The organism is Salinisphaera sp. T5B8, assembly GCF_040361255.1.
Taxonomy (GTDB): domain Bacteria; phylum Pseudomonadota; class Gammaproteobacteria; order Nevskiales; family Salinisphaeraceae; genus Salinisphaera.
The window spans coordinates 24,211-50,408 of record NZ_APNG01000026.1 but is presented as its reverse complement, the minus strand read 5'-3'; the positions used below and the strand labels follow the sequence as shown (position 1 = coordinate 50,408).

At 62.7% G+C, this 26,198-nt stretch carries 23 protein-coding genes; 19 read left to right on the top strand and 4 right to left on the bottom strand.

The annotated features are described in order from the left end of the window. From T5B8_RS17875 to T5B8_RS17845, 7 genes are all read left to right on the top strand, one after another. Window positions 1-434: transposase (locus T5B8_RS17875; RefSeq protein WP_353180723.1), on the top strand; the 434-nt coding region annotated here is incomplete at its 5' end. A gap of 514 nt (window positions 435-948) precedes the next feature. Next, the gene (gene trpS / locus T5B8_RS17870; RefSeq protein ID WP_353180726.1) at window positions 949-1,950 is read left to right on the top strand and encodes a tryptophan--tRNA ligase; all 1,002 of its coding nucleotides are present in this window, start codon (window positions 949-951) and stop codon (window positions 1,948-1,950) included. Between the two features lie 200 nt (window positions 1,951-2,150). Beyond that, entirely contained in the window at window positions 2,151-2,969 is an 819-nt protein-coding gene (locus T5B8_RS17865) for a segregation and condensation protein A (RefSeq protein ID WP_353180725.1), read from the top strand. A gap of 22 nt (window positions 2,970-2,991) precedes the next feature. Then, a complete protein-coding gene (gene scpB / locus T5B8_RS17860) occupies window positions 2,992-3,801 on the top strand; it encodes an SMC-Scp complex subunit ScpB (RefSeq protein WP_353180722.1) in 810 nt (269 codons plus the stop codon). 123 nt (window positions 3,802-3,924) lie between these two features. Continuing rightward, window positions 3,925-4,701, top strand: a complete 777-nt coding sequence (locus T5B8_RS17855; RefSeq protein ID WP_353180721.1) for a ferredoxin--NADP reductase — start codon at window positions 3,925-3,927, stop codon at window positions 4,699-4,701. Window positions 4,702-6,100: 1,399 nt separating this feature from the next. Continuing rightward, window positions 6,101-6,844 carry a pseudouridine synthase gene (locus T5B8_RS17850; protein ID WP_353180720.1) on the top strand — a complete coding sequence of 248 codons (744 nt, stop codon included), beginning with the start codon at window positions 6,101-6,103 and terminating at the stop codon, window positions 6,842-6,844. Next, window positions 6,845-7,549, top strand: a complete 705-nt coding sequence (locus T5B8_RS17845; protein WP_353180719.1) for an endonuclease III domain-containing protein — start codon at window positions 6,845-6,847, stop codon at window positions 7,547-7,549. It abuts the gene before it with no gap. An 823-nt stretch (window positions 7,550-8,372) separates the two neighbouring features. Here T5B8_RS17845 and T5B8_RS17840 read toward each other — a convergent pair. The 4 genes from T5B8_RS17840 to T5B8_RS17825 are packed head-to-tail and all read right to left on the bottom strand — an operon-like array spanning window position 8,373 to window position 11,881. Next, window positions 8,373-9,125 (bottom strand): SDR family NAD(P)-dependent oxidoreductase, encoded by a 753-nt coding sequence (locus T5B8_RS17840; protein ID WP_353180718.1) that lies wholly within the window; start codon window positions 9,123-9,125, stop codon window positions 8,373-8,375. 19 nt (window positions 9,126-9,144) lie between these two features. Continuing rightward, a complete protein-coding gene (locus tag T5B8_RS17835; protein ID WP_353180717.1) occupies window positions 9,145-9,846 on the bottom strand; it encodes an HAD family hydrolase in 702 nt (233 codons plus the stop codon). Continuing rightward, window positions 9,843-10,553, bottom strand: coding sequence for a bifunctional 2-polyprenyl-6-hydroxyphenol methylase/3-demethylubiquinol 3-O-methyltransferase UbiG (gene ubiG / locus T5B8_RS17830; RefSeq protein ID WP_353180716.1), 711 nt, complete (start codon window positions 10,551-10,553; stop codon window positions 9,843-9,845). Before ubiG ends, T5B8_RS17835 begins: the two co-directional genes overlap by 4 nt. Beyond that, window positions 10,550-11,881 (bottom strand): TRZ/ATZ family hydrolase, encoded by a 1,332-nt coding sequence (locus tag T5B8_RS17825; RefSeq protein ID WP_353180715.1) that lies wholly within the window; start codon window positions 11,879-11,881, stop codon window positions 10,550-10,552. The genes ubiG and T5B8_RS17825 overlap by 4 nt, the downstream gene beginning before the upstream one ends. A gap of 216 nt (window positions 11,882-12,097) precedes the next feature. Here T5B8_RS17825 and gyrA point away from each other — a divergent pair, with 216 nt between their 5' ends. The 12 genes from gyrA (at window position 12,098) to lapB (ending at window position 26,167) form a co-directional block, all read left to right on the top strand. Continuing rightward, window positions 12,098-14,746 (top strand): DNA gyrase subunit A, encoded by a 2,649-nt coding sequence (gene gyrA / locus T5B8_RS17820; protein ID WP_353180714.1) that lies wholly within the window; start codon window positions 12,098-12,100, stop codon window positions 14,744-14,746. A gap of 38 nt (window positions 14,747-14,784) precedes the next feature. Then, the gene (gene serC, locus T5B8_RS17815) at window positions 14,785-15,870 is read left to right on the top strand and encodes a 3-phosphoserine/phosphohydroxythreonine transaminase (RefSeq protein ID WP_353180713.1); all 1,086 of its coding nucleotides are present in this window, start codon (window positions 14,785-14,787) and stop codon (window positions 15,868-15,870) included. 140 nt (window positions 15,871-16,010) lie between these two features. Continuing rightward, the gene (locus T5B8_RS17810) at window positions 16,011-17,204 is read left to right on the top strand and encodes a phosphoglycerate dehydrogenase (RefSeq protein WP_353180712.1); all 1,194 of its coding nucleotides are present in this window, start codon (window positions 16,011-16,013) and stop codon (window positions 17,202-17,204) included. Between the two features lie 3 nt (window positions 17,205-17,207). Beyond that, entirely contained in the window at window positions 17,208-18,320 is a 1,113-nt protein-coding gene (gene pheA, locus T5B8_RS17805; protein ID WP_353180711.1) for a prephenate dehydratase, read from the top strand. Window positions 18,321-18,359: 39 nt separating this feature from the next. Continuing rightward, window positions 18,360-19,496, top strand: a complete 1,137-nt coding sequence (hisC, locus tag T5B8_RS17800) for a histidinol-phosphate transaminase (protein WP_353180710.1) — start codon at window positions 18,360-18,362, stop codon at window positions 19,494-19,496. Then, window positions 19,493-20,383 carry a prephenate dehydrogenase gene (locus T5B8_RS17795; protein WP_353180709.1) on the top strand — a complete coding sequence of 297 codons (891 nt, stop codon included), beginning with the start codon at window positions 19,493-19,495 and terminating at the stop codon, window positions 20,381-20,383. Before hisC ends, T5B8_RS17795 begins: the two co-directional genes overlap by 4 nt. A 2-nt stretch (window positions 20,384-20,385) precedes the next feature. Then, on the top strand, window positions 20,386-21,708 hold the full coding sequence (gene aroA / locus T5B8_RS17790; RefSeq protein ID WP_353180708.1) for a 3-phosphoshikimate 1-carboxyvinyltransferase: 1,323 nt from the start codon (window positions 20,386-20,388) through the stop codon (window positions 21,706-21,708). Further along, entirely contained in the window at window positions 21,705-22,400 is a 696-nt protein-coding gene (cmk, locus tag T5B8_RS17785) for a (d)CMP kinase (protein WP_353180707.1), read from the top strand. Before aroA ends, cmk begins: the two co-directional genes overlap by 4 nt. 111 nt (window positions 22,401-22,511) lie before the next feature. After that, the gene (rpsA, locus tag T5B8_RS17780; protein ID WP_353180706.1) at window positions 22,512-24,197 is read left to right on the top strand and encodes a 30S ribosomal protein S1; all 1,686 of its coding nucleotides are present in this window, start codon (window positions 22,512-22,514) and stop codon (window positions 24,195-24,197) included. 136 nt (window positions 24,198-24,333) lie between these two features. Then, on the top strand, window positions 24,334-24,621 hold the full coding sequence (locus T5B8_RS17775) for an integration host factor subunit beta (RefSeq protein WP_353180705.1): 288 nt from the start codon (window positions 24,334-24,336) through the stop codon (window positions 24,619-24,621). Between the two features lie 57 nt (window positions 24,622-24,678). Further along, window positions 24,679-24,969, top strand: a complete 291-nt coding sequence (locus T5B8_RS17770; RefSeq protein ID WP_353180704.1) for a lipopolysaccharide assembly protein LapA domain-containing protein — start codon at window positions 24,679-24,681, stop codon at window positions 24,967-24,969. Then, window positions 24,962-26,167 (top strand): lipopolysaccharide assembly protein LapB, encoded by a 1,206-nt coding sequence (gene lapB / locus T5B8_RS17765; protein WP_353180703.1) that lies wholly within the window; start codon window positions 24,962-24,964, stop codon window positions 26,165-26,167. The genes T5B8_RS17770 and lapB overlap by 8 nt, the downstream gene beginning before the upstream one ends. Window positions 26,168-26,198: the final 31 nt, after the last annotated feature.

The window sequence follows — 26,198 nt, the reverse complement described above, 5'->3', positions numbered from 1 at the left end:
TCGACGATCATTTCGATCAGCATCCGGATCTCAAGCGCGACAAGGCGCTGCTGGCCTCCATTCCAGGCATCGGCCAGACCTCGGCTCGCCATCTGCTGTGTCTGCTGGCTGACCGGGACTTTACCAGCGCCCGTCAGGCCGCGGCTTTTGCCGGCCTGGCCGTGGTGCATTTTGAGTCGGGTTCCAGTGTGCGCGGCAGGCCCCATTTATCCAAACAGGGCTCATCCAAACTACGGGCCGTTCTATACATGGCGGCCGTGGCCGCCCTACGCCATAACCGCGCTTTGAAGATGTTCTACGACCGCCTGCGACAGCGCGGCAAGCCCGCGTTGTCCGCACTGGGCGCGGTCATGCGAAAGCTCGTCCATATCGCCTTCGGCGTGTTCAAACATAAAACACCCTATGACCCGGCCCTGGCTGCTCAAAATGCTTGATCGTCCAGACGGTATCTACGCGCTGTGTGCGAACGGTTCTTTTTATCGTCCGCAAACGACGCGCTCTTGTAGGTTGGCTTAGGCCGCAGGCCGCAGGCCGTAAGCCAACATGGCAATCGCCCCGTGGGCAGCTTCGAGGCGCGTTGCCGTTTAACTCGGGGCTTCGTTCTTTGTTGGATTACGCTTCGCTAATCCAACCTACGCGGCTGTCTTTTCGCCTTATTCGCGTTTCTTCGCGTGTATTTGCGGACTGTTTTTTTAAAGCCCTGGCGATGAGGTCGGTCTGGCTGCGGCACGCGAAATTCGTCTTGCACATCCATTTCGCGGGCTGCGTTCTTTGTTGGATTACGCTGCGCTAATTCAACCTGCGTGGCTGTAAGGGCGCGACATGGGCCCGCTTAGCGGCCTGTCTTATTCGGCTCCGGCGACGCCCGGCAAGGCGCGCAAATGTATACTCGCGCCTTTGATTCGTTAGTGCCAATGCAACGCCAAGGGGCCGCGTGTGAGTTCCGAGATCGCCAAACCCATCGTTTTGTCCGGTATCCAGCCATCCGGCGAGCTCACGCTCGGTAACTATATCGGCGCGCTCAAGCACTGGGTGGCCATGCAGGACACCCACGACTGCCTGTTCGCGCTGGTGGACATGCATGCGATCACCGTACGTCAGGACCCGGCCGCGCTGCGCGAGCGCTGTCACGAGTTTCTGTGTCTGTATCTGGCTGCGGGCATCGACCCGGAGCGCGCGACCATGTTCGTGCAGTCGCACGTCCCGGCCCATGCGCAGCTGGCCTGGCTTTTGAACTGTCATACGTCGATGGGCGAGCTCAATCGCATGACCCAGTTCAAGGACAAGTCGGCCAAGAACGTCGACAACATCAACGCTGGCCTGTTCGACTACCCGGTGCTGATGGCCGCGGATATTCTGCTGTATCAGACCGATGCCGTGCCCGTGGGCAACGATCAGAAACAGCATCTGGAACTGGCCCGCAATCTGGCCGAGCGCTTCAATGCGCGCACCGGTGAAGACCTGTTTACCGTGCCCGAGCCGATCATCCCGGAAGTGGGCGCACGCATCATGAGTCTGGGTGATCCGACCGCGAAGATGTCGAAATCCGACGATGTCGAGGCCAATGTCATCAAGCTGCTCGACGAGCCCAAGCGCGTGGTCAAGAAGATCAAGCGCGCGGTGACCGATTCCGACGGCGAAATCCGTTTCGACGAAGCAGAAAAGCCGGGCGTGTCGAATCTGTTGTCGATTTATTCAGCGGTCACGGATGAAACCATCGCCGAGCTGGAAAATCGCTATGCAGGCCAAGGCTATGGCGCGCTCAAGGGCGATCTGGCCGATGCGGTGGTGGCGTTCCTGGAGCCGCTCCAGCAACGCTATGCCGAATACCGCGAAGACACCGCCGGCCTGGATGCGCTGCTGGCCCGGGGCGCAGCCGCAGCCCGCCAGCGCGCTGAGCCAACCCTGGAGCGCGCGTTCGCGTTGACCGGGTTCTTACCGTCGGCTTGATCTTGGGGGGGAGTTCGGAAAGGCGGTCCGCAAATGAACGCGAATTAACGCAAATTAAGACAACGGTGAGCCGTGGGACGCGGCATGCGCTGTCGCTCGGTGAACCGCCTGCTTCAAGCCGTTGTTTTATTTGCGAACGTTTGTATTCGACAAACTGCGCCCGATAACCACTGAGCGAGCGATCATTGAGCGAACAGGCCATCGACGACCAATACACCCGGTCCGCCCCAGGCGAGCCGAGCGTGGCCGTGCGCGTCGCGGGCGAGCCGCTCGAACAGCTGCCGGAAGATCTGTATATCCCGCCGGATGCGCTGCGGGTGTTTCTGGAGACGTTCGAAGGTCCGCTCGATCTGTTGCTGTATCTGATCCGCAAGCAGAATCTGGATATCCTGGATATTCCGGTGCATACCATTGCGCATCAGTACATGACCTATATCGAGGTCATGCAGGAGATGGCGATCGAGCTGGCCGGCGAATACCTGCTCATGGCCGCCATGCTCGCCGAGATCAAGTCGCGCATGTTGCTGCCCAAGCCCACCGAGGAAGAAGAGGAGGGCGAGGATCCACGCGCGGAACTGGTGCGCCGGCTCCAGGAATACGAACAGTTCAAACAGGCCGCCGAACAGCTGGACGAATGGCCGCGTGCGGGTCGCGATATCGCCGTGGTTCAGCATGGCCCGGAACGCCTGCATATCGAACGCCCGCAGCCGGAAACCGATCTGGCCGCGCTGCTGCATGCGCTACACGACGTACTCACCCGCGCCGAACTGTTTACCGAGCACAAGATCGAGCGCGAGCCGCTGTCGGTACGCGAACACATGAGCCGTATTCTCGAACGCCTGGGCAACGGTCAGCCCTGTGCCTTCGTGGCGCTGGTGGAAAGCAGCGAAGGGCGCCTCGGCGTGGTCGTATCGTTTCTGGCGATTCTCGAACTGGCCCGCGAAGCGCTCATCGCCATCGACCAGGCCGAGCCCTACGCCCCGGTCGCGCTGCGCCTGGCCGGCCCGCGCCCCGAATGAATCTCGACAAAGAGCCGAGCCTGTGAGCAACGATCCTTCCACCCAGCCCGATCCGCAGACCGATACGCTCGAGCGTGCGACCGAGCGCACCGACCCGAACGAGCCGGTACTGGCCGAATCCGTGCTGCGCTGTATCGAAGCGCTGCTCATGGCTGCGGATGCACCGCTGTCGGTCGACCAGATCGTACGGCTGCTGGAAACCACGCATGCGTTGGAGCGCGCCGACGTGCGCACCGGTATCGAGGCTTTGCAGGCCCGCTATGCCGACAGCGCCATGGATCTGGTCGAGGTCGCCAGCGGTTGGCGCTTTCAGGTGGGCGCCGATTATTCGTCGCTGGTGGCGCGGCTGTGGGAAGAACGGCCGCCGAAGCTATCTCGCGCCATGCTCGAAACGCTGGCGCTGATCTGCTATCGCCAGCCGATCGCGCGGTCCGACATCGAAGCCGTTCGCGGTGTGTCGGTGTCGTCGAACATCGTGAAAACGCTGCAGGAATTCGGCTGGATCAAGGTCGTGGGCTATCGCGATATGCCGGGGCGGCCTGCCTTGTTCGGCACCACGCCCCAGTTCCTGGATGATTTCGGCGTGACCCGACTGTCCGATCTGCCCAGCCTGCCCGAAATCCAGGATCTGGATGCCCTCGATGCCGCGCTCGCGCGTCTGCAGTCCGGCAACGACGCCGATTCGGCCGACGATGCGCACGCGGACCAAGCGACACAGAGCCTGGCGCAAAACGACGACCAGCCGCCCGCCGAGGCAGACGAAACTTCTGGTGGCGACGACGGTGCGGATGATGCAGGTCAACAGGCCGGCGACGCACGTCCGCCAGACTAGGGCATTAACGGCGTCGGCGCCTTGGAATCACAGCGCGCGCGCCCATTGTCGTCTTAGCAGTTTTCAAGCCGTCGTGCCTGGCGCGACGATCCGTTTCAAGCTTTTACAAGACCTCTCAACGCCATGGCCGCATTGAACTCCGAGCGTGTACTGAGCGTGCACCACTGGAACGATTCGCTGTTCAGCTTCACCACCACGCGCGATCGCGCACTGCGTTTTGAAAACGGTCAGTTCGTGATGATCGGCCTGCAGCAGGAGAAAAAACCGCTGCTGCGCGCCTACAGTATCGTCTCGCCCAACTACGAAGACCATCTCGAGTTCTTCAGCATCAAGGTGCCCAACGGCCCGCTCACCTCGCAGTTGCAACATCTGAAAGTAGGCGACGAGCTACTGGTCAGCCGCAAGCCCACGGGCACACTGCTGATTAGCGATCTGCATCCGGGCCGCAATCTGTATCTGCTGTCCACGGGCACCGGGCTTGCGCCGTTTCTGTCGATCGTGCGCGATCCGGCCACCTACGAGCGCTTCGAGCGCGTGATCGTGCTGCACGGCGTGCGCTACGAAAAAGATCTCGCCTACCACGAGCTGCTCTCGCAGACGCTGCCCAACGACGAACTGTTGGGCGAGATGGTCAGCGCGCAGATGCGCTACTACCCGGTCGTCAGCCGCGAGCCCTATCCGCACCACGGCCGGGTGACCGATCTGCTCGATAAGGGCCAGGTCTGTGAAGACCTCGACCTCGAACCGCTGGACCCGAAGCACGACCGCGCCATGATCTGCGGCAGCCCGGCCATGCTCGCCGACTCCGCCGCGCTGCTCGACGCCCGCGGTTTCGACGTTTCACCGCATATCGGCGCCCCGGGCGACTACGTCATCGAACGCGCCTTCGTCGATAAATAGCTTCTTGATTATCTGGGTAACCCAGCTGGCTGTTCTCAAGCAAGCAGGTTGTCCGCGAATGAACGCGAAGAAAAGCAAATAAGGCAAAGACAGATCACTCGAAGTTCGGGTGATCGGATGTCCCCGCCGCTCGCCCAGCTTTGTGCATGATCAAGTTAGTGCTTTAGAACAACTGGCTTTCGGCGAGACGTGAAAACGGCGCGAAGCCGTATTCGTACCCGCTCGATCAGCCTTGCCCCCCGAGTAATCTGTGCAATCCGCGTAATCTGCGGATAACCAAAACCGGCAGCTCGTCGATCTGGGCACTTCGGTTCACAGGAATTATTAACCGCAGATCAACGCAGATTCGCGCAGATCAAGGGCAGCCGAGGGTGGCGATCGTTGTCGACGAAACGCTGAGATACCGCCGAAAAAGCGCACGTTCAAACACCTACGGTCTCGCGCCCAAGGTTCGCCGCATTATCCTGCCGGGCCTTCGATTGCGTTGCATCTGCGTCGAGCTGTGGACAGGTCTTCGACTAGACGGGAAAACGGCGCGAAGTCGTATTCGTACCCGCTCGATCAGCCTTGCCCCCCGAGTAATCTGTGCAATCCGCGTAATCTGCGGATAACCAAAACCGGCGGCCCGTCGATCTGGGCACTTCGGTTCACAGGAATTATTAACCGCAGATCAACGCAGATTCGCGCAGATCAATGACAGGCGAGGGTGGCGATCGTTGTCGACGAAACGCTGAGATACCACTGCAAAAGCGCACGTTCAAACACCGGCATTCTCGCGCCCAAGGTTCCTCGCATTATCCTTCCGGGCCTTCGATCTGCGTTGCATCTGCGTCGATCTGCGGACAGGTCTTCGACTAGACGTGAAAACGGCGCGAAGTCGTATTCGTACCCGCTCAATCCAGCCGTGACCCACAAATAATCTGTGCAATCGGCGTAATCCGTGGATAACCAAAACCGTCGGCCCGTTGATCTGCACGGTTCGCAAGAACTATTAACCGCAGATCAACGCAGATTTACGCAGATCGTGATGGGCAAGGGTGGCGATCATTTTCGACGAAACGCTGAGATACCGCCGAAAAAGCGCACGTTCAAACACCGGCATTCTCGCGCCCAAGGTTTGCCGCATTATTCTTCCCGGCCTTCGATCTGCGTTGCATCTGCGTCGATCTGCGGACAAGTCTTCGACTAGACGGGAAAACGGCGCGAAGTCGTATTCGTACCCGCTCAATCCAGCCGTGACCGCCCCACCAGAAAGATAATCTGTGCAATCTGCGTAATCTGCGGATAGCCTTCTTCGCCTTCGCCTTCGCCTTCGCCTTCGCCTTCGCCGAACTCGGCCCCAACTTGAATCGCCCGGTTAAACTAGTGCATTCGCTCACCGGCGCCCACAGGAAGCCCCATGCCCGAACGTCTACAGAAGCTGCTTGCCAGTGCCGGCTATGGCTCGCGCCGTCAGCTCGAACAGGTTATCGAGGCCGGGCGTATACGTATCAATAACAAGGTGGCCACGCTCGGCGACAAGGCCGACGCGCGCGACGAGATCCGCATGGACGGCAAGCGCCTGAATCTGGACGAGCGCCTGAATACGCGTACGCGTGTGCTGGCTTACAAGAAGCACGTCGATCAGGTGGTCACCCGCAAGGACCCGGAAGGCCGGCCGACCATTTTCAAGAGCCTGCCCAAGATCAAGGCCGGGCGCTGGTTGGCCATCGGGCGCCTGGACGTGAATACCTCGGGTCTGCTGCTGGTGACCACCGACGGCGAACTCAAGCGCCGGCTCGAACACCCCAGCTACGAGATCGTGCGCAGTTACGCGGTACGGGTACGGGGCGAGGTGGACGACGCCATGATCGAGCGTTTGCTCGAAGGCGTGGAACTTGACGACGGCGTCGCCCGTTTCGATTCGATTCGTGTCGCCGACGATGCGCACAAGGCCAACCGCTGGTTCGAAGTGACCGTACGCCAGGGCCGTAATCGCGTGGTGCGCCGGCTGTGGGCCTCGCAGGGCGTGACGGTCTCCCGGCTCATGCGCATTGGCTTCGGTCCGGTCGCGCTGCCCAGTGGCGTCAAGGCCGGCGGTTGGCGCGAACTCGACCGCAAGGAAGTGCGCGAACTGGCAGCACTCGTCGACTTGCAACGCTAGGTGGCGAACGAAGAGCCGAGCGCATCGGCGCTACGCGAGTTCCACGATCGTCTGCGCGCAGCCTACGGGCCCCAGCACTGGTGGCCCGTCCAGGACACGGATAATCCGCGCTTCGAAATTCTCGTCGGCGCGGTGCTCACCCAGCATACGGCCTGGACCAATGTGGAAATGGCGATCGCCACGTTGCTTGAGGCCGGCTCCTTGCAAGCGCAGGCGCTGCTCGCCCACGAAGACTTACCGCAGCTGATTCGCCGCGCGGGGCCGCACAACATCAAGGCCAAACGCCTGCGCGCACTGTGCACATGGTTCGTCGAGCAGGGCGGTTTCGACGCGCTGCAAAAACGGGATAGCGCCACGCTGCGCCGTGAACTGCTGGCCCTGCACGGGATCGGCCATGAAACCGCCGACGTGATTCTGCTCTACGCCTTCCAACGCCCGGTATTCGTGGCCGATGCCTATGCCTTTCGCATCATGGAGCGTTACGGCTGGACGAGCGGTACACGCAATTACGAACGGCTGCGCCGGCGTATCGAACAGGCCGGCCCGGCGGGCGACGCCGCTTTCTACGACGAACTGCATGCGCTGATCGTCGCGCATGCCAAACAGCGCTGCCACAAGCGCAAGCCGGACTGCGAGCACTGTGTGCTTCACGATCGTTGTGATCACGGGCGGGCCACCATTGCTGGATCCGAGCGCGCCGTATAGCCGTGTAGGTTGGCTTAGGCCGCAGGCCGTAAGCCAACAAGGGCGAGCACGGTTGCCGCTTTCGGAGCGTGCGAGCCTGAGCGGTCTTGTCGGCTGCGTTTTTGTGTTGGATTACGCTTCGCTAATCCAACCTACGCGCTGGGGCGCTTCTCTTGTCGTCCGCAAATCTACGCGAATAGGCGCAAATGATGCAGCTTCGTAGGTCGGCTTAGGCCGATAGGCCGTAAGCCAACACGGCCGATGCCACGGGTGCCGGGCCAAACCTCGCCGGGCGAAAAGGAGCGCAGCAAAGCATTCGATGACGGTGCGACCACTGCAAGCGGGCAACATATGGCGGCCAGCGACGTCTTGAACTGCGCCGGCCGTATCAACACGTATCAGCTTCGTTCTGTGTTGGATTATGCTTCGCTAATCCAACCTGCGGCCCTGACGGGGTGTGAATACAGGCAGGCGCGTTTTCGATCGCTCAAGGTCGCGTTTATTCGTGGACCCGCCTGCTTTTGTCTTCGGGTTCGCAAGCGCGCTCCGCAAGCGCGAAGCCGATCCTAGGGAACCTCTGCATAACCTCTCGCGGCTCGCGTTCGAGTGCTCAAATGCGTTGCGACAAGGCGTCCGAGCGCAGCGCCTGCCTTATTGGCAGGTCAAGCTCGGCAACGCAGTCGCAGCGCATTTGAGGCCGAACCCCTTCGGGGCCGGGGCTTTGCGCGCGCCTGGTCGGCGTCGAGGCAGGCGCACCGTGCAACCAGCACGCTACGCCTACCTCTCCTTGCCAGACACGCGCAAAGCACGCCGGCGCGACCGCGACAGGTTGTGCAGAGGTTCCCTAGGTTGCGATCGGCTGCCCGTCGGCACCGACGATCTGGCCGGTGGTGCCGCGTGCGTTTGCCGAGAGCAGGTGGACATAGGTATCGGCGGCGGCTTCGGGCGCTTGCGCGTTGGGGTCGTCGCTGGGAAAGGCCTTGGCGCGGAGCGGGGTCTTGCGCGGGCCGGGGTCGATGCCGTTGAAGCGCAGGCGCCCGCTTTGTTCGTGTTCGACGGCGAACATTTGCACGAGCGCGGCCAGCGCCGCCTTGCTGACGCCGTAGGCGCCCCAGAACGCCTTGGGCGTGGCCGCGGCCTCGTCGAGCGTGAAGATCACCGAGGCATCGTCCACGGATTGCAGCAGCGGCAGGCAGATCTGGGTGAGGGTGAAGGCAGCGGTCAGGTTGATATGCATGATCCGCTGCCAGCCGTCGATCGGGTGCGTGGCCAGTGGCATGAGGCCGTCGAAACGGGCGGCCAGATGCACGATTCCGTCGAGACGGCCGCAGTCGGCGGCGATGCCGTCGACCAGGCGCTGGTAGTCGTCTTCGCCGGCGCGGGTCACGTCGAGCGGAAACAGCGCCGGTTCCGGGCTGCCGTCAGCAAAGATGGTGTCGAACACGGGGGTGAGCGTGCGTTCACGCCGGCCCAGCAGCACACACTCGGCACCGGCGGCGGCAACTGCGCGCGCCACCACGGCCCCGAGGCCGCCCCCGGCGCCGGTTATCAGAATCACGCGGTCGGCGAGCGGTTTCGAGTCGGAAGATACAGTCATTGGGTTGGGTCGTTGGCTCTCAAGTCGGATGGGCGCCGGCCACGGCCTGGGCGTCGAGTTGTTCGAGTGCGGCACGCAGGCCCGCCACGGTGTCGACCACGACATCGGCCTGCCAGCCGTGGATGTCGTCGCCGGGCGGAATATAGCCGTAGGCCACGCCAATCGTGGCCATGCCGGCGACGCGCCCGGCTTCGATATCGCGATCGGAATCGCCGATATAGACACAGCGCGTGGCATCCACGCCAATACGTTCGCAGGCCAGATACATTGGCGCCGGGTCGGGCTTGGCCACGCCCGCGGAATCACCGCCGATCACACACCCCGGCGGCGGGTCGAAATCCATATGCGTCATTAACGGCAGCGCGAGCGCTTCGAGTTTGTTGGTCACCACGCCCCAGGCCAGGCCGCTGTCGGCGAGCTGGCGTACGAATTCGCGCATGCCGTCGAAGGGCTGGGTGTCACGGGTCATGCGCGCGCGATAGGTCTCGATGAAACGGTCGTAGTTGGCACGATAGTCGGCATCGTCGGGGGTCAGATCGAGGCCCTTGCCGAGCATGCCGCGCCCGCCGAAGGAGCACATGGGGGCCAATTCAGATAGTGGCATGGCATCGAGCCCAAGCTCGGCGCGCATATCGTTGATCGCGCCGGCCAGGTCCGGGGCGGTATCGAGCAGGGTGCCGTCGAGATCGAACAGCACCGCATCGAAGGCCTGTAACTTCATGCCGGGCTCGCCGCGGGTTTGCGCGCGTGCAGGAAGTAATTCACGTCCGGGCTTTGCGCCAGGCTGGCCCGCCGGGTGAGCGGGTTGTAGTGCATGCCCGCGATCTCCGCGACTTCCAGATGGGCATGCCGGCACCAGGCACCCAGCTCCGACGGACGAATCAGCTTGTTGTATTCGTGGGTGCCGCGCGGCAGCAGGCCGAGCACGTATTCGGCGCCGCCGATCGCCAGCAGCCAGGCCTTGGCGCTGCGGTTGATCGTGGAAAAGAACAGATGGCCGCCGGGGGCAGCGAGCATGGCGCAGTCGTCGACCACATAGGCCGGCGTATCGACATGTTCGAGCATTTCGTAGCACACCACGATGTCGAAGGCGCCCGGCGCTTCGCGCATGAGATTACCGCTGGAGATGCAGCGATAGTCGATATCCAGCTCGCTTTGTTCGGCGTGTGCCTTGGCTGCTTCGATGAGTTCGGGGGCCAGATCGAGCCCGGTCACCTGGGCGCCGCGCCGGGCCAGTGCTTCCGAAAGAATACCCGCGCCACAGCCGACATCGAGCACGCGCTTGCCGGCCAGCGGCGCACGCCGGTCGATGAAATCGGTGCGCAGCGGATTGATGTCGTGCAGCGGACGCATTTCGCCCGCCGTGTCCCACCAGTGGTCGGCGAGACGCCCGAATTTGGCCAGTTCGGCATTCTGGTCGCTTGTCATGAGGGCTTCCTTGCATGGCTGGACAGCCGTTGCTGCCATTCGGCGGCACGTACTGCGATATCGGCTTCGTCGAGCGTGGTCAGTTGGCGGTCGGCGAGCAGCCGTTGTCCGGCCACCCAGGTGTCGCTGACCTGTTCGCGGGACACGTTATAAACCAGAGCGGCGATCGGGTCGAAGACAGGCCGGGTTTCGAGCGCGTTGAGATCGATGGCGCACAGATCGGCCATCTTGCCCGGCTCGATGGAGCCGGTGGTGTCGGCGATGCCCAGGGCTTCGGCGCCGCCCATCGTGGCCATGCGCAGCACCGTGTCGGCACTGACTGCGGCGGCGTCATCGGCGGCGATCTTGCCGATGAAGGCCGCGGTGCGCATTTCGCCGATCATGTCCAGATCGTTGTTCGAGGCGGCGCCGTCGGTGCCGAGTGCCACATTGATGCCGGCATCGAGAAGCTTCTGCACCGGGCACAGCCCGCTGGCCAGCTTGAGATTGGACTCGGGCGAATGCAGCACATGCACGCCGTTACGCGCGCACAGCGCGATCTCTTCGTCGGTGAGCTGAGTCATGTGCACGGCCAGAAAGTTCGGCGTGAGCAGACCCAGATCGTCGAGACGCGCGAGCGGACGCTGGCCATTCTTTTCCTGCGCGTCGTTCACTTCGAACGCGGTTTCGTGAACATGCATATGCACCCGCAGATCCATTTCGTCGGCATAGGTACGGATCTTTTTGAGCGGCGCGTCGGACACGGTATAGGGCGCGTGCGGGGCAAACACGGTGGAAATGCGTTCATGGCCGCGCCAGGCGTCGCGCAGGGCCAGACCTTTTTGTAGATATTCGTCTGCGTTGGCCGCCCACACGGTGGGGAAGTCGATCACGATCATGCCGACGCTCGCGCGCATGCCCGCAGCTTCCACACGTTCCGCGACCACGTCGGGGAAGAAGTACATGTCGTTGAAGCAGGTCGTGCCGCCTCTGAGCATTTCCGCCATCGCCAGATCGGTGCCGTCGGCGACGAACTCGGGCGACATGAACTCGCCCTCGGTTGGCCAGATGTATTCGGTCAGCCACGGCATGAGCGGCATGTCGTCGGCGATGCCGCGCATGAGATTCATTGCCGCGTGGGTATGGGTGTTGATCAGCCCCGGGATGAGCAGGTGCGTGTCGCGCTCGATGACCTCGCGGGCATCAAAGCGCGTGCGCGCCTCGTCGCTGGGCAACACGGCTTCGATCAGGCCGTGGCGAATGGCCACGGCATGGTTTTCGAGCAGCCGGGCATTGCCGCTTAGCGGGGCCACCCAGCGGGCATGAATAAGGGTATCGATCTGGCGCATGGAAACAGGCGTTCAGTGGGGAGCGCGAACGCCCGACACTCTAGCGCAGTCAAGCGGTTTTGGCACACGCGCTGTGCTAACATGACCGGCTTTACGCGACGGCGCTGAACCGCGTCGGACGACCGGCGAACGCCGCCGGATTCGTGCCGACTCCCAGCCCGTGGAACCGCACCGACCGCGGCCTGTGTTGCAGGCTGCTTGAACGAAAACAACTCTATGGCCGACGTCGCAAAAGAGATTCTTTCGATCAACCTCGAAGACGAGATGCGCCAGTCGTATCTCGACTATGCCATGAGCGTGATCGTCGGGCGTGCGCTGCCCGATGTGCGCGACGGCCTCAAGCCCGTGCATCGGCGTGTGCTTTATGCCATGCGCGAGCTCGGCAACGACTGGAACAAGCCGTACAAGAAGTCGGCCCGCGTGGTCGGCGACGTCATCGGTAAATACCACCCGCATGGCGATTCGGCGGTCTACGACACGATCGTGCGTATGGCGCAGGATTTCTCCATGCGCTATGTGCTGGTCGATGGCCAGGGCAACTTCGGCTCCATTGACGGCGACGCGCCGGCGGCAATGCGCTATACCGAAGTGCGAATGGCGCGCCTCGCCCATGAAATTCTGGCCGATATCGAAAAGGATACGGTCGATTTCATTCCGAACTACGACGAATCCGAGTCCGAGCCGGCGGTTCTGCCCACGCGCCTGCCCAATCTGCTGGTCAACGGCGGCACCGGTATCGCGGTCGGCATGGCCACCAATATCCCGCCGCACAACCTCACCGAGGTGGTGAATGCGGTGCTGGCGGTCATGGACGACCCGCAGATCAGCATCGCCGGTCTGATGGAACACGTGCCGGGCCCGGATTTCCCCACCGCGGCCATGATCAACGGCGCCGACGGTATTCGCGAAGCCTATGAAACCGGGCGCGGGCGTATCTACATGCGGGCCCGTGCGCACTTCGAGGATGTCGACGAGCGCGGCAAGCAGTCCATCGTGGTCACCGAGCTGCCTTACCAGGTCAACAAGGCACGGCTGCTCGAAAAGATCGCCGAGCTGGTCAAGGACAAGCGCATCGAAGGCATTACCGAGTTGCGCGACGAGTCCGATAAGGACGGCATGCGCATGGTCGTCGAGCTGCGCCGCGGCGAAACCCCCGAGGTCGTGCTCAACAACCTGTATCGCCATTCGCAGATGCAGACCGTGTTCGGCATCAACATGGTGGCGCTGGACGACGGCCAGCCGCGCACGCTGAACCTCAAGCAGCTGCTGGAAGCCTTCATCCGCCATCGGCGCGAAGTCGTCACCCGGCGTACCCAGTACGAGCTGGCCAAGGCCCGTGCCCGTGCCCATGTGCTGGAAGGTCTGACCATCGCGCTGGCCAACATCGACGAGGTGATCGCGCTGATCAAGGCCTCCAGTGGCCCGGCCGAGGCGCGCGAAGCGCTGATCAATCGCGAATGGCCGCCGGGGCAGGTCGTGGACATGCTCGATCGCGCCGGTGCGGCCTCCTCGCGCCCGGCCGACCTGTCCAAGGCTTATGGCTTGCAGGACAACGGCAGCTACCGGCTGACCGAAACCCAGGCCCAGGCGATTCTCGATTTGCGTCTGCACCGGCTCACCGGCCTGGAGCAGAGCAAGATCATCGAGGAGTTCGAACAGCTGCTCGACAAGATCGCCGATTACATCGAGATTCTGTCCAATATGGACCGGCTGTTCGAGGTCATCCGCGAAGAGCTGGAAGCGATCCGTCGCGACTACGGCGACGAGCGCAAGACCGAAATCCTCGACAGCCATCTGGATCTGACCACGGCCGATCTGATCACCCCGGAAGATGTGGTGGTCACGCTCACCCACGAAGGCTATGTGAAGTCCCAGCCGCTGGATGCCTATCGCGCCCAGCGCCGAGGCGGGCGCGGCAAGTCGGCCACCCAGACCAAGGATGCCGACTTCATCGACAAGCTGTGGGTCGCGCACACCCACGACACGCTGCTGTGCTTTTCCTCGGCCGGCAAGGCGTACTGGCTCAAGGTCTATGAGCTGCCCAGCGCCGGGCGCGGCGCGCGCGGCAAGCCGATCGTCAACCTGCTGCCGCTGGAAAACGACGAGCGCATCTCCCAGGTGCTGCCGATCAAGGACTTCAACACCAGCGAGAACGTGTTCTTTGCCACCCGCAATGGCACGGTCAAGAAGACCGCGCTGGAGCAGTTCTCGCGCCCGCGCTCCAACGGCATCATCGCCATCGATTTGCGCGACGACGATGCCCTGGTGGGCGTGGATCTGACCGGCGGCGACGATCAGCTGATGCTGTTCTCCTCGGGCGGCAAGGTGATTCGTTTTGCCGAACAGGACGTGCGCGAAATGGGCCGCAACGCAGCGGGCGTACGCGGTATCCGTCTGCCCGAGGACGAAGCGGATGCGGCCGTAATCGCGCTCATCGTGGTGCGTGAAGGCGATATTCTCACGGTCACCGCGCAGGGCTATGGCAAGCGCACGCCGGTGGATGATTATCCGCTGCGTGGGCGTGGCGGCCAGGGCGTGCTCGCGCTCAAGCAGTCGGACAAGAGCGGTGCGGTCGTGGGCGCGACCCAGGTGCTCGAAGACGATGAAATCATGCTGATATCCAATATGGGTACGCTGATTCGCACGGCCGTGGCCGAAATCTCGGTGCTCGGGCGCAACACTCAGGGTGTGCGCATTATTCGGGTGGCCGACGATCAGCACCTGGTGGGCGTCGACCGTATCGTCACCGAGGATGACGAAGACGACGACAGCGACGACGACGCCAGTGACGTCGCGGCGTCCGGGCCTGGCGGCGATGACGCGCCGGCCGACGACGACAACAGTTCGGAACCTGGTGCGGACTAACGTTCGCGCCCCGTCGATTTCCAAAGGAGATTTGTTCTATGGCACGCGTCTATAACTTCAGTGCAGGGCCGGCCACGCTGCCGGTGGAAGTGCTCGAAAAAGCCCAGGCCGATCTGCTGGATTGGCAGGGCACCGGCATGTCCGTCATGGAAATGAGCCATCGTGGCGATGCGTTCGTCTCCATTGCCGAAAAAGCCACCCAGGATCTGCGCAAGTTGCTGAATGTGCCCGAAGGCTACAGCGTACTGTTCATGCAGGGCGGGGCCGCGGGCCAGTTCGCCGGCGTGCCGCTCAACCTCATGGGCCGTTCGCAGAAAGCCGATTACGTCGTCACTGGCAGCTGGAGCAAAAAGGCGGTCAAGGAAGCCGGTAAATACGGCGATGCCCAGGTCGCGGCTGATTCCTCGGTCGACGGCGCGTTCACGGATGTACCGCCGCGCGCGGACTGGCAGCTGCGCGACGATGCGGCCTATGTTCACTACACGCCCAACGAAACCATCGAGGGCATCGAGTTCCCGGATGTGCCCGATACCGGGGATGTGCCGCTGGTCGGCGACTGGTCGTCGGCGTTTTTGTCCAAGCCGATCGACGTATCCAAATACGGCGTGATCTATGCCGGCGCGCAGAAGAACGCCGGCCCGGCCGGGGTCACGATGGTGATCGTGCGCGACGACCTCATGGGTAATCCGTTGCCCGGCGTGCCCATGGTATTCGACTACAAGAAGCAGGCCGATGCCGACTCCATGCTCAACACGCCGCCGTGTTTCGCCTGGTACATGGCCGGGCTGACCTTCGAATGGATTCTGAACAACGGCGGCCTCGAAGGCATGGCCGAGCGCAATCAGCGCAAGGCCGACAAGCTGTACGGATTTATCGATAGTTCCGATTTCTACAGCAACCCGGTCGCACCGCATGCGCGGTCGAACATGAACGTGCCGTTTCTGCTGGCCAACGAGGAACTCAACAAGACGTTCCTCGCGCAGGCCGAGGAAGCCGGATTGTCCACGCTCAAGGGCCATCGGTCGGTCGGCGGCATGCGGGCGTCGATCTACAACGCCATGCCGGAAGCGGGCGTCGATGCGCTGATCGACTTCATGCGCGGCTTCGAAAAAGCCAACGGATAAGACATATCGATCCGCAGATTGCGCGGATCGCGCAGATTTGAAGGCCGGCCGTAACCATTGTTTATCGCGCTTCTTCAACCTGCGTGGTCTGTGAAATCTGCGGATAAGTTTTCAAAAGAATTCGCGGATAAAGGTTAGTTATGACGTTCAAGATTCAGACGCTGAACAATATTTCGGCCAAGGGGCTCGATCGCCTGCCGCGCGATCTGTACGAAATCGCCTCGGAAATGTCCAAGCCGGACGCCATCATCCTGCGTTCGCACAACATGCACGACATGGCCATCGCCGATTCCGTGCGTGCCATCGGCCGCGCCGGCGCGGGCGTGAACAACATTCCCGTCGCCGAAATGAGCAAGCGCGGCGTGCCGGTGTTCAATGCCCCCGGCGCGAATGCCAACGCCGTGAAGGAACTGGTGCTCGCCGGTATGCTGCTGGCCTCGCGCAATCTCATGAGCGCCTGGCGCTATGTCGAGGAACTCACCTCGACTGGCGAAGAGCTCAAGAAGGAAGTCGAAGCCGGCAAGAAACGCTTCAAGGGCGTGGAACTGCCCGGGCGCACCCTCGGCGTGGCCGGGCTCGGCGCCATCGGCGTGAACGTGGCCAACGCCGCACAGGCGCTGGGCATGAGCGTGCAGGGTTTCGACCCGGGTATTACCGTTAACAACGCCTGGCGCCTGGCCGCCAATGTCTCGCAGGCACTGTCCATCGACGAGCTGCTCTCGCGTTCCGACTATGTGTCGCTGCACGTGCCGCTGGTCGACGACACCCGCGGGCTGGTCGATGCCAAGCGGCTCAAGCTCATGCGCAAGGGCGCGGTGCTGCTCAACTTCTCGCGTGCCGAAATCGTGGATGAAGACGCCGTGCTCGCCGCGCTGGAAAACGGCCGTCTGAGCTACTACGTCTGCGACTTCCCCTCCGAGAAGCTGCGCGGGCACGATCGCGTGATCACGCTGCCGCATCTGGGGGCGTCGACCGACGAAGCCGAAGACAACAGTGCGATGATGATCGCCGACCAGCTGCGCGACTATCTGGAAATCGGCAACATCCGTAACTCGGTGAACTTCCCCGAGGCGATCATGCCGCCGACCGCCAGCGCGCATCGCCTGGCCGTGGTCAACCACAACGTGCCCAACATGGTCGGCCAGATTTCGTCGACGCTGGCTCGTCATGGCCACAACATCGCCGATCTGCTCAACAAGTCGAAAGGCGAGGTCGCCTATACGCTGGTGGATGTCGATGCGCCCGTGGCCGACGAGGCCATCGACGAACTGCGCGGTATCGAAGGCGTGCTGTGCGTGCGTTATCTGGGTGCCGTGGGTAGCGACGCGGCGTAAGCAATGAGTGCGTCGCAAGACAAGTCCGACGATCAGGCGCTGGCCGGCGCGCGCGAGCGTATCGACGCGCTGGATGCCCAGATCCAGGCGCTGATTGCCGAGCGTGCCGGCGTGGCGCTGGAAGTCGCACGGATCAAGACCGAACGACAGCGTACGGACTTCTATCGCCCCGAGCGCGAGGCCGATGTGCTGCGCCGGGTCGCCGAGCGCAATGACGGCCCGCTCGACGATGCCACCATCATGCGTTTGATGCGCGAGGTAATGTCGGCCTGCCTGGCGTTGGAATCGCCGATGAAGGTGGCCTATCTCGGCCCCGAAGGGACCTATACGCAGGCCGCGGTCTACAAGCACTTCGGCCATTCGGTACGGGCGATGCCGCTGCCGGCCATCGACGAGATCTTTCGCGAGGTCGAGGCCGGCAATGCCGATTTCGGCGTGGTACCGGTGGAGAATTCCACCGAAGGCGTGGTCAGTCATACGCTCGACCAGCTGGTGGGCAGTTCGTTGCAGATCTGCGGCGAGGTCGCCCTGGCGGTACATCATCATCTGCTGTCGCGCGCCGCAGATCTGACCGGTGTGAAGCGGGTGGTCGCCCATGCGCAGTCGCTGGCGCAGTGTCGCAAGTGGCTCGATCGCCAGCTGCCCGGCGTGGTACGCGAAGCCGTGTCGAGCAACGGCGAAGCTGCGCGCCGCGTGGCCGGGGAAAATCAGGCAGCCGCAATCGCGGGCCGGGCTGCGTCGGAGTTCTACGAACTGCCGATGCTGGCCTCGAATATCGAGGACGAGCCGAACAACACCACCCGGTTTCTCGTGCTCGGCAAGCAGAAAGTGCCCGCCACGGGTAACGATATGACCTCGATTCTCGTGGCCATTCGCAACGAGCCCGGCATGCTCCATCGGCTGCTCACGCCGGGCGCACAGGCCGGGGTGGATCTCACCCGTATCGAGTCACGGCCATCGCGGCGCCAGGCCTGGGACTATAATTTCTTCATCGATCTGGAAGGCCATATCGATGAACCGCGGGTGCGACAGGTTCTTGACGCCATCGAATCACAGGCCGCGATGCTCAAGGTTCTGGGTGCCTATCCGCGTGCCGTGGATACCGTCTCGAGCTGAGAAGTCACGTTCGATTCAGCCGTTAACTAGTTGAATGATATGACCAAGAGTCTAGACGAACAGGCGCATGCCGGTATTCATGGCCTGCATGCCTATGTGCCTGGCAAGCCGATCGATGATCTCAAGCGCGAATTGGGCCTGAGTTCGATCATCAAGCTTGCCTCGAACGAAAATCCGTTCGGGGTCGCCCCCGCGGTCAAGCAGGCCTTTGCTGACTTCGTGGAACACGGGGCGGCGGATCTGCATCGCTATCCGGATGGCGGCGGCTATGCGCTCAAGCAGAAAATTGCCGCTATCCACGATATCGACCCGGCACGGGTGACGCTCGGCAACGGCTCGAATGACGTGCTCGAACTCACCGCCCGAGTATTTCTGGGGCCGGGCAAGAACGCCGTTTTCTCGCAGTACGCATTTGCGGTCTATCCCATCGTCGCCCAGGCCGTAAATGCCGAAGTGCGCGAGGTGCCCGCGCTCGGGCCCGACGCCGATATGCCCTACGGCCATGACCTCGACGCCTTTATCGAGCATATAGACGACAACACCGGGGTGGTGTTCATCGCCAGCCCGAACAACCCGACCGGCACCTGGCTGGCTCCGCAGGCCATCGAGGCGTTTCTCGAAGCGGTACCGCCTGGCGTGATCGTGCTGCTCGACGAGGCCTATCTCGAATACCAGGCCGATAGCGAACGTCCGGATAGCCGTGCGCTTGTAGATCGTTTTGATAATCTGATTGTTACGCGTACTTTCTCGAAAATTTATGGCATGGCGGGATTGCGTGTCGGCTATTCGCTGAGCACGGCGAAAGTGGCCGACTGGATCAATCGCATCCGTCAGCCGTTCAATGTGAATACGGTCGCACTGTATTGTGCCGAGGCCGCATTGGCCGACGAGGAATTCGTGCGCTATTCGATCCAGACCAACGCGGTCCAACGGGCTTCGCTGGCACGTGAACTCGAAGCGCGTGGGCACCACTGCCTGCCGTCACAGGCCAATTTTCTCACCTTCGACTGCGGGCGCGCGTCCACGCCGGTCTACGAAGCGATGCTGCACGAGGGCGTGATCGTACGTCCGCTGCAAAGTTACGACCTGCCTGAGCATTTGCGTGTAACTGTCGGAAGCGAAGAGGAAAATCGTGTATTTCTCGCCGCGCTGGATGCGGTGATGGAAGGCGAATGAGCACAGCCGGGGCCAGTCTGCATTCGGAGCGTGTCTGTGTCATCGGTCTGGGGCTGATCGGCGGCTCGGTGGTTCATGCATTGCGCGCGAACGGTTTTTGCGGCGAGATCGCGGGCGTCGTAGCCGACGTCGAACAGGCGCGCCAGGCACGCGAACTCGGGCTGGTCGACGCGCCGGCCACGGATATCGCCGCAGCAGTCGCGAATGCCACGCTGGTGGTGGTCGCGGTGCCAATCGGCGCGATGGCCGATGTATTCGCCCAAATTGCACCCGCACTCGCCGACGATGCGGTGGTCACCGATACCGGCAGCACCAAACTGAGCGTCATCCGCGAAGCCGAGGCGTGCCTGGGCGAGCGTATGGGCCGCTTCGTGCCCGGCCATCCGATTTCCGGCACCGAGCGCAGCGGGCTCGACGCGGGCTTTGCGACATTGTTCGCGGGCCGGCGCGTGATTCTCACGCCCACGCCGGCCACCGACAGCGATGCGCTGGCGCGGGTGGCGGCCCTCTGGCATGCGGTAGGTGCGCGGGTCAGCGAAATGGACGGCGCCCACCACGACGAAGTACTCGCTGCGACCAGCCATCTGCCCCATCTGCTCGCGTATACCCTGGTGGATACGCTCGCGCGCATGGCCGAACGCACGGAGATTTTCGAATACGCGGCCGGCGGTTTCGCCGATTTCACCCGTATCGCGTCGAGCAGCCCGTCGCTTTGGGCCGATATCGTCACGGCCAACCACGATGCCATTCTGCCGGTGCTGGATCGCTATATCGGCGATCTGGACGCGGTGCGCAGCGCGATTGCCGGAGGCGAGCGGGACCGGCTCGCAACCATTTTTACCCGCGCAAAGACGGCGCGCGACGGTTTTGCCACGGGACAAACCTGACTATGCGGCGTTTTTATCTACAGCCGGGCGGGGCCCTCAACGGCGAGATCAGCGTCCCCGGCGACAAGTCGGTTTCGCATCGCGCGGTGATGTTGTCGGCGATCGCGCACGGGCGCTCGCGTATCACCGGTTTTCTCGAAAGCGCGGATTGTCTGGCGACCCTGCATGCCTTCGAGGCCATGGGTGTGAGCTTTACGCGTGACGGCGCGGCGCTGGTGGTCGACGGCGTCGGCCGCGACGGCTTGCAGGCGCCGGCCACCGCGCTGGATCTGGGGAACTCGGGGACCTCCATGCGCCTGATGTCTGGCCTGATGGCGGGCCAGCGTTTCGATAGCCACCTGGTGGGCGATGCCAGTCTGTCGCGCCGGCCCATGGCACGCGTTATCGAGCCGCTCACGCGCATGGGCGCGCATATCGAGGGCCAGGAGGGCGGGCGCGCGCCGCTGTCGATACATGGTGGTCAGCGCCTGCAAGGCATCGATTACACGCCGCCTGTGGCCAGCGCCCAGATCAAGTCCTGTGTGCTGCTGGCCGGACTCTATGCGCAAGGCATCACGCGTGTGACCGAACCCGGCATCAGCCGCGATCATACCGAACGCATGCTCTCGGCCTTTGGCGTGCGCATCGAACACGAGGCGCGCACGTTGTCGATCACCGGCGGGCAAACGCTCGAAGCCGCAGATGTCGCCGTGCCGGCCGATCTGTCGTCGGCGGCCTTTTTCATCGTCGGCGCCACGATTGCCCAGTCCAGCGAGATCGTCTTGCCGGGCGTGGGCATCAACCCGACCCGGCGCGGGGTAATCGACATTCTTGTCCGCATGGGCGCGGATATCCGCCTGTACGACGAGCGTATCCAGGCGGGCGAGCCGGTCGCCGATATCGTGGTGCGCAGCGCGGCTCTCACGGGCGTGGATATCGGCGGTGCAGAGGTCGAGCTCGCCATCGACGAATTCCCCGCGATCTTCGTTGCCGCTGCCTGCGCCGAGGGCACGACCCGTCTGACCGGCGCGGCCGAGCTGCGGGTCAAGGAATCCGACCGTATCGCGGTGATGGCCGATGGCCTGCGCCAGTTGGGCGTCGAGGTCGAGGTGGCCGACGACGGGCTGACGATTGTGGGCCGCGGCGCGGCGACAGCCTTCGATGGTGCGCGCATCGCAAGCCACGATGACCACCGGATCGCGATGGCCTTTGCCATGGCCGCGCTGCGCGCCAACGCGCCCATCGAAATCGACGACTGCGATTTCGTCGATACGTCGTTTCCCGGCTTCGTGGATCTCGCCGCCGTCGCCGGGCTGCAGATCCAGGCCAGCGAGGTGTCGGTATGAGCGCTGCGCCGGTCATGACGCTGGACGGGCCGGGCGGGGCCGGCAAGGGCACGCTCGCCTCCGCACTGGCGCGCGAGCTCGGCTGGTGGCTGCTCGATAGCGGCGCGCTCTACCGGCTCGTGGGCCTGGTCGCGTTGCGCGATGGCCTGGATGCCGAGTTGCCGACCGACTGCGCGACCGCCGTGGCGGCCTCGCGCAGGCTGGATATCGTGTTCGAACCCGATCGCGGCGCGGGCCAGCGGGTGCGCCTGGCCGGCGAAGATGTCACCGACATCATCCGCAGCGACGCCGTGTCCGATGCCGCCTCCAAATGGGCGGTACAGCCGGCGATACGCGAGGCGCTACTGGCGCGCCAGCGCGATTTCGCCAGCGCGCCGGGGCTGATCGCGGACGGGCGCGATATGGGCACAGTAATCTTTCCCGATGCCGATCTGAAACTCTATATCACCGCGTCAGCCGAAGAGCGCGCCAGGCGGCGGTTTGCGCAGTTGTCGGGCCAGCATGTTGATGCTAATCTTGACCGGATATATCGAGAGATATTGGAGCGGGACGCGCGTGATGCTTCACGTGAAGTCGCGCCCCTGAAGCCGGCGGTCGATGCCCACGTCATCGATACCACCGGCGAAAGCGTGGCGACGTCACTCGACAAAGTACGCCGCCTCGTACGCGAAAAAGGCTGGATTCACGCATAAGCCGGCTTTTTCAAACGGGACCGTTCGCGGCGCAAGGCCGTTGATCGGAGTGTTTTATCAACCACGGAATGGCGCTCGCTTTTTTCAAGCGCCGTAGGATCTTTTCCCCTCATGTCTGAAAGTTTCGCCGAACTATTCGAGCAAAGTCTGCAGGGTCGTACCATGCAGCCCGGTTCCCTCATCAACGCCGAGGTGCTGGAAGTCAAGAACGATGTCGTCATCGTCGACGCGGGCCTCAAGTCCGAAGGCGTTATCCCGGTCGATGAATTCTACGACGAAAACGGCGAACTGACGGTCGCCGAAGGCGACAAGGTCGAAGTCGCACTGGAAGCCGTCGAAGACGGTTTCGGCGCCACGCGCCTGTCGAAGGAAAAGGCCCAGCGTATCCGCACCTGGGACTTCCTCACCGACGCCTACGAAAACAGCGAATCCGTGGTCGGTCATATCAGCGGCAAGGTCAAGGGCGGTTACACCGTCGACGTTGGCAACATCCGCGCGTTCCTGCCCGGTTCGCTGGTCGATGTGCGCCCGGTGCGCGACACGACCTATCTCGAAGGCAAGCCGCTCGAGTTCCGTGTCATCAAGCTCGACCGCCTGCGTAACAACGTGGTGGTTTCGCGTCGCGACGTGCTCAAGGAAGAGTACAGCGAAGAGCGCAAGCAGCTGCTCGACACGCTTCAGGAAGGCATCGTGCTCAAGGGCATCGTCAAGAACCTGGTGGACTACGGCGCGTTCGTGGACCTGGGCGGCATCGACGGCCTGCTGCATATCACCGACATGTCGTGGAAGCGCATCAAGGACCCGACCGACGTCGTCAACGTGGGTGAAGAGATCGAGGTCAAGGTGCTCAAGTTCGATCGTGAGCGCACCCGCGTTTCGCTCGGTCTGAAGCAGCTCGGCGACGATCCGTGGGTCGATATCGCCCGCCGCTACCCGGAAAACACCCGTCTGTTCGGCAACGTCACCAACATCACCGACTACGGTGCCTTCGTGGAAATCGAAGAAGGCGTGGAAGGCCTGGTGCACGTCTCGGAAATGGACTGGACCAACAAGAACGTCAACCCCGGCCAGATCGTGGACGTCGGCGACGAGGTCGAGGTCATGGTGCTCGAGATCGACGAAGAACGTCGTCGTATCTCGCTGGGCATGAAGCAGTGCAAGTCCAATCCGTGGGAAGACTTCGCCGCCAACCACCAGCGCAACGACACCGTGCGCGGCCAGATCAAGTCGATCACCGATTTCGGTATCTTCGTGGGTCTGCCGGGCAATATCGACGGCCTGGTGCACTTGTCGGATCTGTCCTGGAACGAAGCCGGCGAAGAAGTGGTGCGCGAATACTCGAAGGGCGACGAGGTCGAAGCCGTGGTGCTGTCGATCGACGCCGACCGCGAGCGCATCTCGCTGGGTATCAAGCAGCTCGCGCAGGATCCGATCGGTTCCTTCGTTGCGGATAACCCGAAGGGCAGCGTCGTGTCCGGCACCATCGCCAGCGTCGATGCGCGCGGCGCGACCGTGGATCTGGGCAACGACGTGGTCGGCTATATCCGGGCCTCGGATATTTCCCGCGATCGCGTGGAAGATGCGCGTACCGCGCTGTCGGAAGGTCAGGAAGTCGAAGCCCGCTTCGTGGGCGTGGATCGGCGCAACCGCACCATCAGCCTGTCGATTCGTGCCAAGGACGAAAAGGACGAGCAGCAGGCGATGCGCGATTACGCGGATACCGACGCTTCCACTGGCACCACCAGCCTTGGCGAACTGCTCAAGGAGCAGATCGACGCCAGCGACCGCAACAACTAAAACCATAGCGGTTGAAAAAATAAGGGTGTAAATAACGCGGGGCGCTTGCGCGCGCCCCGCGTTTTAACTACCTTTTCATCAGGGGCATGCCATTCGGCATGTGATGGGGGCGGCGTTTCCAGGGAGAGAACGCTGGATGACTAAATCAGAGCTGATCGAACGGCTGGTCCAGCGTCAGGCGCATATGTCGCACCGTGACGTCGAACTGGCTGTCAAACTTCTACTCGACGACGTGATCGCCGAACTGGCATCAGGTGGGCGAGTGGAAATCCGGGGCTTCGGCAGTTTTTCGGTACACCATCGCCCGGCGCGGCGTGGTCGTAACCCGAAAACCGGCGAATCCGTGGATATTCCGCGCAAGTATGTGCCCCACTTCAAGCCGGGCAAGGAATTGCGCGAACGGGTGAACACGAACAATTCATAGGCGGTCGAAACCCCTCCATTCAAACGGTGGGCTCGCCGCACAAGCAACGGGAATTAAATGCTACGCCTGATTCGTAATCTGATCGTGGTCGTGGGGCTCGTTCTGGGCGTGGCGTTCGGTTTCTTCAACTACGATCTGGTATCGGTCGACCTGCTGTGGACGACGACCGAGGCTCCGCTGGTCGTGCTTCTCGTTGTGGCATTCGTTCTCGGTCTGGCGATCGCCGCGCTGGTATGCGTAGGCAAGATCGCGCGTCTGCGTACACAGCTTTCGAGCGCGCGCCGCCGTCTCAAGGACGCACAGACCGAAATCTCCAATCTGCGGAGCATGCCCATTCACGATGCTTGACGGCGCCTGGTGGGTGCTGCTGGCGCTGCTGCCGCTTGCCGCCGCCTCCGGCTGGTACGTGCGTGGCCGCGCCGAACGCGGTGACGAACCCACGCCACCGGTCAACGCCGACTATTTGCGCGGCATCAGTCAACTCGTCAACGAAGATGCCGACCAGGCCATCGCAACGTTCGTGCGGGTACTGGAAGTCGATAACGACACCGCGGAAACGCATCTCGCGCTGGGTAATCTGTTTCGTCGCCAGGGCGAGGTGGATCGCGCACTGCGCATGCACCAGAACCTGGTCGCACGGCCGAACCTCAAGGCTATTCATCGCAACCAGGCGCGCTACGAGCTGGCCCAGGACTATCTGCGCGCCGGCGTGCTCGACCGCGCCGAGGGCCTGTTTCGCGAGCTGGCCGACCAGAACCTGTTTCTCGAGCGCTCGCTGTCCGGGCTGATCGCGATCTACGAACAGGAACGCGACTGGGATCAGGCCATCGCGACCACGCGGCGTCTGGAAACGGTGCGCGGCACCTCGCTGCGGCCGGTTATTGCTCAGTATTTCTGCGAACTGGCCGAACAGGCGCGTAGCGCGGGCCAGCGCGATCGCGCGCGCAACCATCTCAAATCGGCGCGTCAGTCGTTTCGCGATTGTGCCCGGGCGAGCCTTATCGGTGGGCTGATGGCCGAGCAGGATGGGGATTTCCGGGGCGCGATTCGTATTTACCGGCAGGTGATGCGCCAGGATGTGGACTTCATTAGCGAGATCATCCAGCCGATGCGTCGCTGTTTCGAGGCGCTGGACGATACTGCCGGCTATGCCCAGTTTCTATGCGATGTCATGCCGCTCTACGACGGCGCGCATCCGCATGTGGCCTATGCCCGTTTTCTGCATGCCCAGCACAAGACCGACGAAGCCATCGCCCATATCTCGCAATATCTGCAGACCGAGCCGAACTGGATCGGTTTCTATCATCTGCTCGATCTGACCTGGTCGCAGACCCGCAGTACGCTCACCGGCCCGCTCGACAGCCTGCGCCAGTCACTTGGTCAGATCATTGAACGCCAGCCGACCTACCACTGCGGGCAGTGCGGTTTTTCCGGCCGCTATCTGCACTGGCAGTGCCCGAGCTGTCGGCAGTGGAATACGATCGTGCCGGTACGCGACGTACGCCCGGTGGAATCTTCGCCCACCCGCGCAACACGTCAGCCCTAGCCTCGTTCCCCCTGAATCGACGCGCGTTGCG

Bases quoted from the DNA above. Each gene is read 5' to 3' on its own strand.
- T5B8_RS17855 (WP_353180721.1), top strand. From the start codon at position 3,925: ATGGCCGCATTGAACTCCGAGCGTGTACTGAGCGTGCACCACTGGAAC.
- T5B8_RS17850 (WP_353180720.1), top strand. From the start codon at position 6,101: ATGCCCGAACGTCTACAGAAGCTGCTTGCCAGTGCCGGCTATGGCTCG.
- T5B8_RS17840 (WP_353180718.1), bottom strand. From the start codon at position 9,125: ATGACTGTATCTTCCGACTCGAAACCGCTCGCCGACCGCGTGATTCTG.
- T5B8_RS17835 (WP_353180717.1), bottom strand. From the start codon at position 9,846: ATGAAGTTACAGGCCTTCGATGCGGTGCTGTTCGATCTCGACGGCACC.
- ubiG (WP_353180716.1), bottom strand. From the start codon at position 10,553: ATGACAAGCGACCAGAATGCCGAACTGGCCAAATTCGGGCGTCTCGCC.
- T5B8_RS17825 (WP_353180715.1), bottom strand. From the start codon at position 11,881: ATGCGCCAGATCGATACCCTTATTCATGCCCGCTGGGTGGCCCCGCTA.
- gyrA (WP_353180714.1), top strand. From the start codon at position 12,098: ATGGCCGACGTCGCAAAAGAGATTCTTTCGATCAACCTCGAAGACGAG.
- serC (WP_353180713.1), top strand. From the start codon at position 14,785: ATGGCACGCGTCTATAACTTCAGTGCAGGGCCGGCCACGCTGCCGGTG.
- T5B8_RS17810 (WP_353180712.1), top strand. From the start codon at position 16,011: ATGACGTTCAAGATTCAGACGCTGAACAATATTTCGGCCAAGGGGCTC.
- pheA (WP_353180711.1), top strand. From the start codon at position 17,208: ATGAGTGCGTCGCAAGACAAGTCCGACGATCAGGCGCTGGCCGGCGCG.
- hisC (WP_353180710.1), top strand. From the start codon at position 18,360: ATGACCAAGAGTCTAGACGAACAGGCGCATGCCGGTATTCATGGCCTG.
- T5B8_RS17795 (WP_353180709.1), top strand. From the start codon at position 19,493: ATGAGCACAGCCGGGGCCAGTCTGCATTCGGAGCGTGTCTGTGTCATC.
- aroA (WP_353180708.1), top strand. From the start codon at position 20,386: ATGCGGCGTTTTTATCTACAGCCGGGCGGGGCCCTCAACGGCGAGATC.
- cmk (WP_353180707.1), top strand. From the start codon at position 21,705: ATGAGCGCTGCGCCGGTCATGACGCTGGACGGGCCGGGCGGGGCCGGC.
- rpsA (WP_353180706.1), top strand. From the start codon at position 22,512: ATGTCTGAAAGTTTCGCCGAACTATTCGAGCAAAGTCTGCAGGGTCGT.
- T5B8_RS17775 (WP_353180705.1), top strand. From the start codon at position 24,334: ATGACTAAATCAGAGCTGATCGAACGGCTGGTCCAGCGTCAGGCGCAT.
- T5B8_RS17770 (WP_353180704.1), top strand. From the start codon at position 24,679: ATGCTACGCCTGATTCGTAATCTGATCGTGGTCGTGGGGCTCGTTCTG.
- lapB (WP_353180703.1), top strand. From the start codon at position 24,962: ATGCTTGACGGCGCCTGGTGGGTGCTGCTGGCGCTGCTGCCGCTTGCC.